The sequence below is a fragment of the Ochrobactrum sp. WV_118_8 genome, assembly GCF_039631535.1.
GTDB classification, from domain to species: domain Bacteria; phylum Pseudomonadota; class Alphaproteobacteria; order Rhizobiales; family Rhizobiaceae; genus Brucella; species Brucella anthropi.
In genome coordinates this window covers 803,121-816,351 of record NZ_JBDIUZ010000001.1, presented here as the reverse complement: position 1 = coordinate 816,351, position 13,231 = coordinate 803,121, and the positions used below count along the sequence as shown (strand labels likewise).

The window sequence follows — 13,231 nt, the reverse complement described above, 5'->3', positions numbered from 1 at the left end:
AACGACGAACAAAACGCCGCTCCACTTTCCAAAGAGATAGGAAAATGAAAAAGATTGTTCTTGCTGCCGCTGCCCTCGCTCTTAGCGCCGGTGCTGCCTTTGCTGAAAACCCACGCGTTGGCGAACCTGCCGATCTTTATGCAAACGACCGCACCCCGGTTGCTTCCCAGAAGGTCGACTACACCGCTCCCGCTTCGATCAGCCAGTCCTCATTCCAGGACGGTTCGGCTCATCGCTTCGGTGACGCATCGCCTTCGAGCTACCAGAACTAAGTTTTCCGAAAACTTAGGCGCAGGGCGTCGTCAAAAGCCTCCCAGCGGATGACGCCCCGATGAATTCCTAAGCTGGATATTCCTCCCAATCATTCAGCTTCCCCAGTTATCTCCCCGATGGATGGCATGGTGCCACCCGGGAGCCCCGGAAAGGCTTCTATGCCATCCGAAGGGGCGATTTTAAGGATTACGAAAATGAAAAAGTTTGCTCTTGCTGCTGTTGCCGTTGCCCTTAGCGCCGGTGCTGCTTTCGCCGAGAACCCGCATGTCGGCGAACCTGCCGATCTCTATGCAAACGACCGTACGCCGGTTGCAACGCAGAGCCAGAAGCTCGACTACACGGCTCCTGCCTCGATCAAGGCTCCGGTCTATCAGGACGGTTCGGCTCATCGCTTTGGCGATGCTTCGCCTTCCTCTTACCAGAACTAATCCGGCCAGAACTAATCCGGTCAGAACTAATCCGGTCAGCATGTCTGATGAAAAAGGCGAAGCTTCCAGCTTCGCCTTTTTGTTTTGTTCAGTCTTCGTCGGGCGGCAGAATGGGGTGTTTGAGACGGACCGGCCGCAAGTGCTGTGGAAGCAGATCAAACGCCACGCCGTCGAGCAACAGCGGCTTCAAAATATCCAACCGAACCAGAAGCCCGGCATCGAGCGTCGCCTTGTGGCCGAAGATTCTACGGACCGTGCCGAAGCCGCTATCTTCCGGCAGTGAAAAGCGCGCGGTACCCCCATCATTATCCATGTGGCGGCGGAGGACTTCCTCCCACCCTTCCTGCGGAATAGCACCCGGTTTCAGCAACAGTACCCACGGCGTGCGGATTTCTGCGAGCGCCGCCTCAATATCCATTTCGGCATAAAAGCTACAGCCGGCACCGAGCGCGACGAGAGCGGTTTCGTCCGATGACCCCCGGTCGATGACCGTAACACGGCGCAGCAACCCCTCCACAACAGCCGGCACCAAAGCCGAAAGCGTGTGGGCCAGCGCTCTTTCTGAATTCAGGGTTTCGATGACGACGGACAACATGCGCGCTTCATATATCAAGAACGTGTGAACGGAAAGCTGCCGTACATATGTTCTTGCTTTGTTCTAAATCTTGCGATAGGAATAGATTCATCAGAACAGAGTCGCATGGCAGCACGGCACGCGCAACAGAACAGTTCTCAGCCCTGAAGGGGTATCCTGTTCCCGGTTTGCTTTCGTCGTGGCTGCACAACGCCAGATGTTTCCACTCAGGGAGACGAAAATGGAAGTGATCCAGCAGGCAGATATCATCAAGCAGGCCGACATGGCTGCCTTCGGTAGTGGACGCGCGGATCACGCCAATGCGATGATCGGTGAGGCAGGCCTGCGCATCGACCATGCTCGCAGGCGCGGACGCGGCGCGGGCATCAACCCGACCGGACGCTTCGAGCCGACGACGCGGCATGATTTCGATGACGGCTGGACCACGCTTGAGGAACTGCCGCCGTTCAAGACCGACGTGCAGATCGAAAAGCCGCGCACGATCATCACCCGCAATGATTCACCCGACATCAATTTCGACCGCTCGATCAATCCCTATCGCGGTTGCGAGCACGGTTGCATCTATTGCTTTGCCCGTCCGACCCATAGTTACATGGGGCTTTCTGCCGGTCTCGATTTCGAATCCCGCCTGTTCGCGAAGCCGGATGCAGCGCGCCTTCTGGAGCGCGAGCTCGCCAAGCCCAATTATCAGCCGAGGACCATCGCCATCGGCACCAATACAGATCCCTATCAGCCGGTCGAGAAGAAATGGCGCATCATGCGCGAAATTCTCGAAGTGCTGGAGGCTGCCAATCATCCGGTCGGCATCGTGACGAAATCCGCCCTGGTGGTGCGTGACATCGATATTCTAAGCCGCATGGCCGAGAAGGGGCTGGCCAAGGTCGCCTTGTCAGTCACGACGCTCGATGCTCATCTGTCTCGCACGATGGAGCCGCGCGCCTCGACGCCGACACTGCGGCTTCAGGCCATCCGTAAGCTGGCCGATGCGGGTATTCCAGCGTCCGTCATGATGGGGCCGGTCATTCCGGGTATCAACGATCACGAGATCGAGCGCATTCTGGATGCAGCCTATGCGCAGGGCGCGCGCGAGGCGGGTTATGTTCTGCTGCGCCTGCCGCTCGAAGTAGCCCCTTTGTTCAAGGACTGGCTGTTGCGCAATTACCCGGATCGCTATCGTCATGTCATGTCGCTGGTGCGCTCCATGCGCGACGGCAAGGATTACGATGCCGAATGGGGCAAGCGCATGCGCGGCACAGGTCCCTATGCATGGCAGATCGGACGTCGTTTCGAGATCACCGCACGCAAGCTCGGTTTCAATGCGCGCCGCCTTCAGTTGCGCACCGATCTGTTCGAACCGGTCGAAAAGGGAGGCAAACAGCTTTCACTGTTTTAGGCGAGGCACACAAAGGGGCTCCAAAAGGCGAACTTCACCTTGGGCTGGTGCCGCTTTTCAAACTGCATATCCTATCAGTCGTCAGTTCAATTCCCGTCTGATCTCTTTTCGGACGGAGGGGCTACCTGCTTTCACGCCACCATCCTCGAGCAGGGCCCTTGCGGAGAATCGGAAGCAATGCGAGCATCGCCGCCAAATGAAACGCTCGGCTTCTGATTCTCCGCTTCTCTTTGATATCCCACTCGCGCCTGACTTTTCTGAAGAGAAAAGATTGCTTGCGCGCGGACTGAAACACATCGTCGGCATAGATGAAGCGGGACGTGGACCTTTGGCCGGTCCTGTCGTGGCTGCTGCCGTGGTGCTCGATATCGACAACCTTCCAAACGGTCTGGACGATTCCAAGCGTCTCACGGCTGTAAAGCGCGAAGCGCTCTACGAAACCATTCTGGAAAAAGCCATCACCGTTTCGGTGGCAAGCCTCAGCGCGCGCAGCATCGATGCAAGCGATATCAGGAAAGCCGCGCTTGAAGCCATGCGTCGCGCTTCTGTCGGCCTGACCTTGCAGCCATGCCATGCGCTGATTGACGGACGCGATGTTCCGCCCGGACTTCCCTGCCCTGGCTCGGCTCTGGTCAAAGGCGATCAGCGTTCCGTCTCCATCGCCGCTGCGTCTATCGTCGCCAAGGTAACGCGCGACCGTATGATGATCCGTGCCGGAGCGGCGCATCCACCTTACGGACTGGAAATCCATGCGGGCTACGCGACTGTGAAACATCGTGCCGCCATCGAAACGACTGGCCCCGTTCCCGGTATCCACCGCTATACTTTCGCGCCCATCAAAGGCCGTTACAGCGTTTAAACAGTTGCAAGCTTGGCCGCGAAGCCGAAAAGCAGCGCTGCAAAGCCCCAGCGCTGTACCGACTGTATGGCAGGATAACGTTTAAACAGGCTTCCGAGCGACGAACCTGTAAAGGCGTAGATTGTGTCGAACGACAATCCCACGATCGTCATCACGGTCCCCAGCAACGCGAACTGGAGCGTAATGCTGCCATTTTCGGGATGAACGAACTGCGGCAGCAGGACCGAACAGAAAAGCAACGCTTTCGGGTTGAGCAGATTGGTGAGGAGACCCTTGCGCGCCGAAGCCAGATAGGACCGGCGTTCGCGCACGCCGCCAGATGCATCCACTGTCGGCAAGGGGTTGCGCAGAATGCCGATGGCAATCCAGACCAGATAGCAGGCACCAATGATCCGGACGAACTGAAACGCGACAGGAAATGCATGAAGAAGTGCAGCCACACCAAGTGCGGCAAGAGCGACGTGACAAGCGCGCGCGATTGCAAGCCCTGCTGCCGCTGCAAGCGCATGTGTCCTGCCCTGTGCTGCACCAGTCTGGAGGAGCAGAAGCATATCCGGTCCCGGAATAAGAAATGCAGCAGCCAGTGCGCCTGCATATAACCACATCTCGCTCATCGATATCGTCCACCAGAGCATTTCCAGCAAAAGCGCGAAGCAGTTTTGCGTAGGCTAATGCGAAAAAAGAGAGTGCCAGCCTGTCCGCTATGCGAAGCAGCTGCATGGTCGAAACTATGCGGAGATGGATGCGCATGTCCTTGCGATTTGTGGCGCAATGTTACGGCTTTGTGGTACATTCTGCCAACATAACAATTATGATTGTCGGATTATGCCAACACTGAAACTGGACGCTATCGACCGCAAAATACTGACCGCACTCCAGGACGATGCGCGGCTCTCCAATGTGCAATTGGCGGAGAAAATTGGTCTGTCGCCCTCTCCGTGCCTGCGGCGCGTCAAGATGCTCGAAAAGGCAGGCGTCATTCAAGGCTATCATGCAGCGCTGGATCGAAACGCGGTCGGGCTTGGATTGACTGTTTTCGTGGGCATCCGGGTAGAGCGCCATCACGAGGAAACCGCGACGGCGTTTCGCACCTCCGTGCAGAATCTGCCGGAGGTCTTTTCATGCCATCTCGTGTCGGGAGAATCCGACTTTCTGCTACAGGTGGTGGTGCCTGATCTCGCAGCCTATGAGCGCTTTCTAACCGGCACGCTGCTGCGACTTCCCGGCGTGATCGACATTCGGAGCAACTTCGCCATCCAGACGGTCAAGTCACAGGGAGAGCTGCCGCTCGCCCATCTCACGGGCCTCAAGGATTGACCTCACCTCGCACCATCGAAGGACCATCATGCCGGATATTGTCAATGCAGTTCTTGTCGGCTCTCAGGGCGTTCTTCTGGGCCGTCGCAGTCCGGATCGCCGTGCCTATCCAAACCGTTGGAGCTTTCCGGGCGGTCATGTTGAAGCAGGAGAGAGTTTTGAACGCGCACTCCAACGGGAAATCCAAGAGGAGCTCGGACTAACGCTTCACTCGTTTTCGTTCTTCACCTCTATAGAGGTCGCAAATCCGGCAGCGTCATTCCACCTCTTTACTGTCAGCGCCTGGGACGGTCGCCCTGCCATTCGCGACCGGGAACACACGGAACTGCGGTGGTTCATGCCAGAGGAAGCCTGCGCACTGGATGACCTTGCTTTGGAGGAATATCGACCGTTGTTTCACAAATTGGGTGGCATGGCAGCCAGCCGCTGATCGGACTGTATCGAAATCGATTTCTCAACCCGGAAAACAAAAACGCCGCCCTTTCGAGGCGGCGTTTTCTAGAAAACTGTATAAGCCGGGATTAGTTCAGGTTCGACTTGACCTGCGACAGAGCATCCTTGAACAGGTTGCCTGCGACCTTCGTGTCGACCTTGTCGGCAACGATCTTGCCAGCTGCAGCAACTGCCAGATCGACAGCCGAAGCGCGAACTGCGTTGATGGCATCGACTTCAGCCGTTGCGATCTTCTGCTCGGCAAGCTTGTTGCGGCGTGCAACATATTCTTCCGTCGCGCGCTTGGCGTCTTCGAGAAGTGCCTTGGCTTCACGCTCGGCGGAAGCAACGATGTCGCCTGCTTCCTTTTCGGCTTCCTTGCGCTTGCGATGATATTCGGCCAGCAGCTGCTGGGCCTCTTCACGAAGCGTGCGGGCTTCTTCCAGTTCGTTTTTGATGCGGTCAGCGCGCTCATCGAGCGAACGACCGACCATGCCCGGAACCTTCAGGTAAGCCAGGATTGCCAGAAAGATAATGAGGCCAATCAGTGCCCAAAATGTAGCGTCCATTGTCCTCTCCTCAGGCGTTCGAAGCCTTGACGGCTGCTGTTACCGAAGCCTTGTCGGCCTTGGTGCCCAGAAGCTGTTCGACGATCTCTGCCGTGGTTTCCTCGGCAATGTTGCCGACGTCGTTCATGGCCTTCGCCTTGATCGCGGCGATACGTTCTTCAGCTTCCTTGAGCTTGCGTTCAAGTGCTGCTTCGGCCGTAGCGCGTTCTGCGTCGGCTTCGCCCTTGCCCTTTTCACGAGCAGCTTCGGCGATCGAAGCAGCCTTGGTGCGGGCCTGGGTCAGTTCCTGCTCGTAAGCAGCAATAGCATTGTCGGCATCCTGCTTGAGGCGGGCTGCCTGCTCGAGATCCTGAGCGATACGGTCGCGACGGGTTTCGATCACGCCGCCGATGCGCGGCAGAACCACGCGCGACATGAACAGATAGAAAAGCCCGAAGGTGATCGCGAGCCAAAGGATCTGCGATGCGTAATGGGTGGAATCAAACGGCGGGAATACGCCGCTGCCGTGTCCGGCATCGTTGGCGACCCCGGTTTCGGTGTGCACAGCATCGGCTGCGCCGTGCTCGCCAGCAGCAGGTGCCGGTTGCGATTCGGTGGCGGTTTGGGCAAACGCCGTGGACACGAACATCCAGATTTCCCCTTTAATCCAGCACGATCTGATCCAGATGGAGAGGGATCATGCCTTACTCAGACGTCATATGCAAAGGCCAGCCGCGCTGCATTTCAAGATACAGATCGCGGCCAGCCAGTTCCTTGCAACCGTTGATTAGACGGCGAAGAGGAGCAGAAGCGCGATGAGCAGCGAGAAGATGCCCAGAGCTTCCGTAACGGCGAAACCGAACACCAGACGGCCGAACTGGCTGTCAGCAGCGGACGGGTTGCGCAGAGCGCCGGAGAGGTATTGGCCAAAGATATTGCCGAGGCCGAGAGCCGTACCGGCCATACCGAAACAGGCGAGACCGGCGCCGATGTACTTTGCTGCTTCCGCTTCCATGTTAAGCTCCTTCTGGATTGAATATAAGCGCGGATTTCAGTTCTGGCGGTCGCCCGCCGGCTTGAACTCAGTGTCCCGGATGTACTGCGTCGTTGATGTACATGCAGGTGAGAACGGTAAACACGTAAGCCTGCAGGAAGGCTACGAGGAATTCGAGTGCGGTGATCGCCACCGTCATGATCAGCGGCAGGACAGCGCCGCCGATACCGATGGGCCCAAGTGCGGCCAGCGAGACAACGAAGCCCGCAAAAACCTTGAGCGTGATATGGCCAGCAAGCATGTTCGCAAAGAGACGAACCGAGAGGCTGATCGGACGCGACAGGAACGAGATGATTTCGATGGCGACAACCAGCGGTACGATGATGCCGGGAACACCGCTCGGCACGAACAGCTTGAGGAAGCCGAGACCGTGCTTGAAGAAACCGTAGACAATGACCGTACCGATGACCAGAACCGCAAGCGCGAAGGTCACGATGATCTGGCTCGTAACCGTATAGAAATACGGGAAGAGACCGAGGAAATTTGCGACCAGAACGAACATGAAGAGCGAGAAGACGAAGGGGAAGAACTTCATGCCCTTCGATCCTGCTGAATCCCGCAGGCTGGTGGCCACGAATTCGTAAGCCATTTCCGACACCGATTGAAGACGGGTCGGGATCAGGCCGCGGCCCGAAGACGTCAGATAAAGGAAGCCCGAAGCGACCACGACGGTTGCGACCATGAAGGCCGAAACGTTCGTGAACGAAAGGTCCACACCGCCTACATCGATGGGAATCCACCGGGAAACCTGAAACTGATGGATCGGATCGTTCGCCACCTTAACCTCGTCTGTCTTCCCTGCCCGAAGGCAATTTGGCCTGCCCGAAGGCGATTTGGTCTGCCCGAAGGCGTTTCAGTCTCGGACCAGAAGGCCCACTTGTTCACTTACACTTGAACGAACTTTACCGTGAAGCCCGTCAAGTCCTATTTCTTGTCGTTCTTTTCCGCGCTAGATTTAATGTTAGCCTGTTCGGCAACATATCCAGCGGAACGAAGCACGTTGAGGACGCCCGCACCGAAGCCCAGAAGGAGAAATACGATCAATCCCCAGGGCGACGTGCCAGCGACACGATCGATGAACCAGCCAATCAGCGCACCGACCAGAACCCCTGCGATAAACTCGCTGGAAATCTTCATGGCCTGCGCGACCGAGCTTGCAGTCGCCGATCGCTCATCCTCGGAAGCCGGCTGCTTGAGCACACCCTTCTTGGCCAGTTCGGCCTCCAGGCGGTTCAAACGCTGATCCAGCTCCCCGGAACCGGGTTCGTTCTTCGCATTCTTGATCGCACCGGATGGCTTTCCGGGTTCAGTCCCGCGCGCCATTGGCAGCTCCTTTTTTCAAGAAATACGAGGATTTCAATCCCATTTCCAAGTTGCGCGCAACATATTGACACACCGCCCGCTAGTCAAGGCGGTGCAGGCATTGCTCCAAAAGGTTTTTTATCAAGCAATCTCAATTACTTAGATATTAGTGCGACTCATTTTCCGACCAAAGGATCAGATTGGCCACATTATTGGCTAAAAAAACGGAATCGATTTCGGATGGTCATGCCGTATTCAAGACAGGAGGAAAGTCGGCCTTATGCGCCTGTTCGACCTTTTAGTCCGCTAACAAAAACGTGACTTGAAATCGGCCAATCCCTCTATTGCTGCGAGAAGGAGCAATCAGCTCCATCCGCCGCCATAGGTGCGATAGAAGATGTGGAGACCGATCTTGGCGACCTTCTTCATGGTTGGGGCCCAGAACGGACGAACATAGGTCGCATGATAATGGGTGGCGGAGCCAACTTCCGGCAGCCATATCTGACCGGCAGAGACGGTCTTTGCCACCTGCTGCGCCATGCGCCATTGCGGCATTTCGGTCACGCGGTGCTTCTGGCCGTCGCAGGCAAAGGAAAACTGGCAGGCATTGAGCCAGTCGCGATTCTGGTAGACCACACCGCAGATCGATCCCGGATAGGCCGGGTTGCGCACGCGGTTGAGGACGACCTGGGCGACGGCAACCTGCCCCTTCACCGTTTCGCCGCGCGCTTCATAATAGACAGCCTCGGCAAGGCACTTCTGTTCGCTCTTGCTGAAAGCAGAAGGCGGCAGTGGCGTAGCCGCCCATTCGTGGTCCTTCTCACCGATCGGTGGCACGAAGCGGCCTTCGTCCGGCTGGGGCTTCAAAATGCTTTCAAAGGGCGATGTCTTGCCATAGTCCGGCGTCGCAGGCGCATAACCAAGGGCCAGCGCATCCGGCTGGTCATTGGTAATGAGCTTGGCGAGCTGGGTCGGCATTTCGGAGCGCGGCTTCGGCGGTTTGACCGCATGGAACGCCATGGTGATGGCGACTTCCTTGCCCTCCAATTTGTTAGAGAAGGCCATTTTCGCGTCCGTCTTTTCCGGCGGACGCGTGATCATGCTGATCTTGTCGAACATGCTGCCGGCAGTGAAGGCCTTGGCGGGCGCCTTAGGCTTCACCGAGACGAGGCGGCCCGTCTTGTCGGAGCGATTGATGCGGTTTTCGTCCGGGTTCGGATCGTCCGGGCCGAGCTTGGCCGTCTTTTTACCCCCGGACAGCGCAACACGACCGATGCCCGGCACTTCGATGCCGTTGGTTGCGATGCTGCCCGTTACCGTCGTTGCATCCACGAACGGCATTTCGGCCTGATGTACGGAGCCGACCGGTGCCTTGGCAACAAAGGCAGTCCAGCGATGCGATCCCAGATCGGCCGACGGCACCAGGCTCGCCATATCCTGAAAGGCAATCGCATTGGAATTGAAAAGATAAGTCATGGCCGCCAGAACCAGCGGCACCAGACGGTGCGGTTTATGAACTGTCTGGCGTGGCTTTGCCCTTACGGCGTAATAGCGCCCCTCTTCCGGGCAATAGCCCGTGACAGGGTAATGCCACACCGGCTCGGCAACGGCCTTCCTTCGACCAAACAGCGCTCGTAAAGATACAAGACGCACCGCACACTCCACTCACACTGACTAAACTGATGCGGTGATAACGAAGTATTAACCTTGCCCACTGGGTGCAGGACACGCTTGCAGCTCTGGCGAATACAGTCATTATCAGCAGCGCGTTAACCATGAACGAATATGGTTAATGCCGGGTTTAAGCAGTTTCAGCTTTGCGAAAACCGAATTGCTGTAGTGAGGAGGTGCATCATGGACAAGGTTACGGGTGGATGCCTGTGCGGCAATGTCCGCTTTGAAGCAACGGGACAACCATATCGGGTCGGTATCTGTCACTGCCTCGACTGTCGCAAGCACCATGGAGCCCTGTTTCACGCTTCAGCGATATTTCCCGAAGCTGCGGTTACGGTCGAGGGAGAGACCCGTGACTATGCGGGACGATTTTTCTGTCCGCGTTGCGGGTCGCCTGTTTTCGGGCGCAGCGCGGATGAAGTCGAAATCAATCTCGGCTCACTCGACGCACCGGACCAGTTCAAGCCGACCTATGAACTCTGGACCATTCGCCGCGAATCCTGGCTGCCGTCATTCCCGGACATGAAGGGTTATGGGCGCGACCGCGATGGGTCTAGCCGCTTCGAGGATTAGAGTGCGTCCCGAAAAATGTGAAACGCCTGGCTGCACAGGGAAATCAGTCCAGTGGATTGATTTCTGATCCTGCTTCGATCAGACCAAGATGCGTGAAAAACAAATACAATATAGCACTCCCGACACTTCCATTTTATTTAAAGTGGAAATGCTCCTGGCGTCATCTTTTCTTTAATGACAAACGTTCTATTTGTGATGAAGATAGTATCGTCAAATTTTCGGGGAGGAAATTTATGCAGGTTTTGAAAATCGGGGTTATCGGGGTGGCGTTCAGTGCTTTTGCAATCATTGCCACAGCGCAAGCCGACGACTGCCAGAACGCCAGTTCGCAGTCCGCACTCAATGAATGCTATGGCAAAGCCTACAAGAAATCGGATGGCGAGCTGAACAAGATCTTCAAGACCTTGCAGCGCCGCGCCGACGATGCGGACCTGAAGAAAAAACTGGTTCAGTCGCAACGGACATGGATCGCCTTTCGCGACGCCGAATGCGACATGCAGACGGTTGGCGGCGGCAGTATTTCCGGCATGGCCTATTCGATCTGCCTGTCCGACCTGACGGCGGAGCGCGTCAGCGACCTCAAGAAATATCTCAAATGCGAGGAAGGCGACAGCAACTGCCCCTTCCCCGCCGCCAGCAACTGATCAGTTCCGGCTCTCATAGGCGGCATCGAAGAATGCCTTTTCCAGTTCGACCGCTCGCCGGAAGAACTGCTGGCATTGTTCTGCCGCTGCCGGGCCGACTCTATCGAGTTCCGAGCGCAGGAAACCGACAAATTCCACGAAGTATGGATTGTCATGCAGCACGATCCATTCCGCGAAAACAAAATCGTCAGGCAGAGGCTTTGGCGCTTTTTCAGCCCAGTCGAGATAAAGCCATTCGGCAACGGTCAGCACCGACAGGCAGACCGCATAGGAGCCTGAACGCGCAGCTTCCAGCATCAGTTCCTTGAATGCAGCGGTTGGCGTCGCATCAGGTGTATCGAAACGCTCGGCGTCAGCGACTGCGAGTTTCGCAAAGGAGCGTTCGAAATAGGAGTTTTCATCGCTGCTGATCATGCCGATGAAACGGCCCAATGTCAGCTTGGCTTCCATCCTGTCGCAATTGACCAGCGTTCCACCCAGCAGTGACAGAAAGCAGTCGATGAAGCGATGATCCTGCACCAGATAGCGCGTCATGACATCAGGTGCGACCGTGCCCGTATAGATTTCACCGACGAGCCGATGGCCGACGGCTTGCGACCAGAATGGCTGGCTGTTCTGACGCAAGCGTTCAGAGAAAGTTTCAAAAGTGCTGATTGACACGATGATCTCCATGTTTTGAACGGAAACCTATTCGGGCAATGCTTACTATTTTACTGACCAGCGTTCGATATCCGCGCTCTGCCCGATCAATGCCAGGCCGTTGGCGATGGAATCGAACTGGTTCGAGCTCGTCACCACGGCGTCGGGAAAGTGGTTTTCAAACACCGTGCGGATGACCGGTACGAAAGATGTGCCGCCGGTCAGGAAAACACGGTCGATAGACGAGGTTTCCAGCTCCGCTTTATCCACCGCCTGCTGCACCGACTGTTCAATCTGGCGCACATCGTCAGCGATCCAGTTTTCGAAATCGTTGCGCGTGATGTCGGAGCGGATTTCGAAATCGTCGGCTTTAAAGTGCAGTTCCGACATGCGCTGCGATGAAAGCCTTACCTTCAGGTCTGAAACGGCGCGATAGATTTCATAGCCGTAATCGTTCTCGATCAGGTTGATGAAATGTTCGAGGGGCTTTGGATCGACCGCTTGCCGGGCCAGTTCGTCCAGATCGCGAATGGTCGCTGGAGAGTTCATCAGGAACAGCGTGTTCCAGCGCGCAAAATTTGCATAATAATGGTTCGGTATGGTCAGCCTTTTGCCGAAGGACTGGTATTCCGTACCCTTTCCAAGCAGCGGCGAAACGGCATTGTCGATGATGCGATAGTCGAATGTATCGCCTGCAATGCCCAGACCTGTCTGGCTGAGCGGCGTGAAGCTGAGGCCATTCTTGCCCACTTCGAAGCGCACGATGGAAAAGTCGCTCGTACCGCCGCCGAAGTCGGCCACCAGAACGGTGGATGCTGCATTCAGTTCCTGCGCATAGAAATAAGCCGCGGCAACCGGCTCATAGACGTAGTGAATATCGGTGAAGCCGAACGCCCGGAACGCCTTCTCATAGCGCTGCATGGCCAGCGCTTCATCCGGCGAAGCGCCCGCAAAGATCACCGGCCTGCCAATAACCACGCGATTGCCCTTTGGTGGCAGGCGATCGCCAAGCCGCGCGGCGACCGTTTCGAGGAAGGTCGCCAGAATATCCTCGAACTTGAACCGCTTGCCGAAAACCGGCGTATCGGTGAAGGATTTCGATGCCGCGAATGTCTTGAACGATTGCAGCATGCGCGTGGAATGCGGCGCGTTGACGAACGCGTCCATCGCCCAAGGTCCGCTTTCAACGGTGCGCTCGCCGGTTTCGCGATCTTGCCAGAAGCAAAGGATCGAGCGGTAGCCGGTAATATCCACGCCATCCTTCGGCACGCTCAGGACGACCGTGGTTCCATCGGGTGCAGCCACGGACAGAACGGTGTTCGTCGTGCCGAAGCCGATGCCCAATGTCACGCCGTCAAAACGGCTCTGATCAGCCTTCGTCATCACTACACCTTCTTTGGAGAAAACCGGAGAGCGGGCGAATTAGCAGCCGCGCAAGCCAAGCTCAACCTGAAATTACCAAATTAAATGCTGGTTATGATCACGATCGCGATCATCGCG

At 56.6% G+C, this 13,231-nt stretch carries 18 protein-coding genes; 8 read left to right on the top strand and 10 right to left on the bottom strand.

Going from position 1 to position 13,231, the window contains the following annotated elements; all coding sequences use genetic code 11:
* Positions 1-44 precede the first annotated feature (44 nt).
* Positions 45-272, top strand: a complete 228-nt coding sequence (locus tag ABDF71_RS03840) for a hypothetical protein (RefSeq protein WP_012090790.1) — start codon at positions 45-47, stop codon at positions 270-272.
* A 195-nt stretch (positions 273-467) separates the two neighbouring features.
* On the top strand, positions 468-701 hold the full coding sequence (locus ABDF71_RS03835; protein WP_010658330.1) for a hypothetical protein: 234 nt from the start codon (positions 468-470) through the stop codon (positions 699-701).
* Between the two features lie 88 nt (positions 702-789).
* Here ABDF71_RS03835 and ABDF71_RS03830 read toward each other — a convergent pair whose 3' ends face one another.
* On the bottom strand, positions 790-1,296 hold the full coding sequence (locus ABDF71_RS03830) for a glycosyltransferase family protein (RefSeq protein ID WP_151615823.1): 507 nt from the start codon (positions 1,294-1,296) through the stop codon (positions 790-792).
* Between the two features lie 220 nt (positions 1,297-1,516).
* Between ABDF71_RS03830 and ABDF71_RS03825 the strand changes: the two genes are divergently transcribed.
* Both ABDF71_RS03825 and rnhB read left to right on the top strand, forming a co-directional pair.
* Complete coding sequence (locus ABDF71_RS03825; protein WP_010658328.1) at positions 1,517-2,689, top strand: PA0069 family radical SAM protein; 1,173 nt, start codon at positions 1,517-1,519, stop codon at positions 2,687-2,689.
* Positions 2,690-2,885: 196 nt separating this feature from the next.
* Positions 2,886-3,548: a ribonuclease HII gene (rnhB, locus tag ABDF71_RS03820; RefSeq protein ID WP_012090787.1), complete on the top strand. Its 663-nt coding sequence runs from the start codon at positions 2,886-2,888 to the stop codon at positions 3,546-3,548.
* Here the strand turns inward: rnhB and ABDF71_RS03815 are convergent.
* On the bottom strand, positions 3,545-4,162 hold the full coding sequence (locus tag ABDF71_RS03815; protein WP_151615824.1) for a LysE family translocator: 618 nt from the start codon (positions 4,160-4,162) through the stop codon (positions 3,545-3,547). The two genes, rnhB and ABDF71_RS03815, sit on opposite strands and share 4 nt — an antisense overlap.
* Before the next feature lie 211 nt (positions 4,163-4,373).
* Between ABDF71_RS03815 and ABDF71_RS03810 the strand changes: the two genes are divergently transcribed.
* Positions 4,374-4,865, top strand: a complete 492-nt coding sequence (locus tag ABDF71_RS03810) for an Lrp/AsnC family transcriptional regulator (RefSeq protein ID WP_029925618.1) — start codon at positions 4,374-4,376, stop codon at positions 4,863-4,865.
* Between the two features lie 28 nt (positions 4,866-4,893).
* On the top strand, positions 4,894-5,295 hold the full coding sequence (locus tag ABDF71_RS03805; RefSeq protein WP_151615826.1) for an NUDIX domain-containing protein: 402 nt from the start codon (positions 4,894-4,896) through the stop codon (positions 5,293-5,295).
* Positions 5,296-5,386: 91 nt separating this feature from the next.
* Here ABDF71_RS03805 and ABDF71_RS03800 read toward each other — a convergent pair whose 3' ends face one another.
* The 6 genes from ABDF71_RS03800 to ABDF71_RS03775 all read right to left on the bottom strand — a co-directional run bounded on the left by ABDF71_RS03800 (position 5,387) and on the right by ABDF71_RS03775 (position 9,854).
* Positions 5,387-5,866, bottom strand: coding sequence for a F0F1 ATP synthase subunit B (locus tag ABDF71_RS03800; RefSeq protein ID WP_010658323.1), 480 nt, complete (start codon positions 5,864-5,866; stop codon positions 5,387-5,389).
* 10 nt (positions 5,867-5,876) lie between these two features.
* Positions 5,877-6,494 carry a F0F1 ATP synthase subunit B gene (locus ABDF71_RS03795; RefSeq protein ID WP_012090783.1) on the bottom strand — a complete coding sequence of 206 codons (618 nt, stop codon included), beginning with the start codon at positions 6,492-6,494 and terminating at the stop codon, positions 5,877-5,879.
* Between the two features lie 138 nt (positions 6,495-6,632).
* Entirely contained in the window at positions 6,633-6,860 is a 228-nt protein-coding gene (locus ABDF71_RS03790; protein ID WP_002963544.1) for a F0F1 ATP synthase subunit C, read from the bottom strand.
* Positions 6,861-6,927: 67 nt separating this feature from the next.
* Positions 6,928-7,677 (bottom strand): F0F1 ATP synthase subunit A, encoded by a 750-nt coding sequence (locus ABDF71_RS03785; protein WP_010658321.1) that lies wholly within the window; start codon positions 7,675-7,677, stop codon positions 6,928-6,930.
* 146 nt (positions 7,678-7,823) lie between these two features.
* On the bottom strand, positions 7,824-8,222 hold the full coding sequence (locus ABDF71_RS03780) for an AtpZ/AtpI family protein (protein ID WP_010658320.1): 399 nt from the start codon (positions 8,220-8,222) through the stop codon (positions 7,824-7,826).
* Positions 8,223-8,564: 342 nt separating this feature from the next.
* Positions 8,565-9,854 carry a cell wall hydrolase gene (locus ABDF71_RS03775; protein WP_010658319.1) on the bottom strand — a complete coding sequence of 430 codons (1,290 nt, stop codon included), beginning with the start codon at positions 9,852-9,854 and terminating at the stop codon, positions 8,565-8,567.
* A gap of 201 nt (positions 9,855-10,055) precedes the next feature.
* Between ABDF71_RS03775 and ABDF71_RS03770 the strand changes: the two genes are divergently transcribed.
* Both ABDF71_RS03770 and ABDF71_RS03765 read left to right on the top strand, forming a co-directional pair.
* Entirely contained in the window at positions 10,056-10,448 is a 393-nt protein-coding gene (locus ABDF71_RS03770; protein ID WP_151615827.1) for a GFA family protein, read from the top strand.
* A 233-nt stretch (positions 10,449-10,681) separates the two neighbouring features.
* Complete coding sequence (locus tag ABDF71_RS03765; RefSeq protein WP_010658317.1) at positions 10,682-11,092, top strand: lysozyme inhibitor LprI family protein; 411 nt, start codon at positions 10,682-10,684, stop codon at positions 11,090-11,092.
* On the opposite strand, the gene ABDF71_RS03760 is transcribed toward ABDF71_RS03765, so the two are convergent.
* Complete coding sequence (locus ABDF71_RS03760) at positions 11,093-11,764, bottom strand: TenA family protein (RefSeq protein WP_125303304.1); 672 nt, start codon at positions 11,762-11,764, stop codon at positions 11,093-11,095. It lies immediately after the preceding gene.
* A gap of 33 nt (positions 11,765-11,797) precedes the next feature.
* A complete protein-coding gene (locus ABDF71_RS03755; protein ID WP_500061082.1) occupies positions 11,798-13,114 on the bottom strand; it encodes an Hsp70 family protein in 1,317 nt (438 codons plus the stop codon).
* Positions 13,115-13,231: the final 117 nt, after the last annotated feature.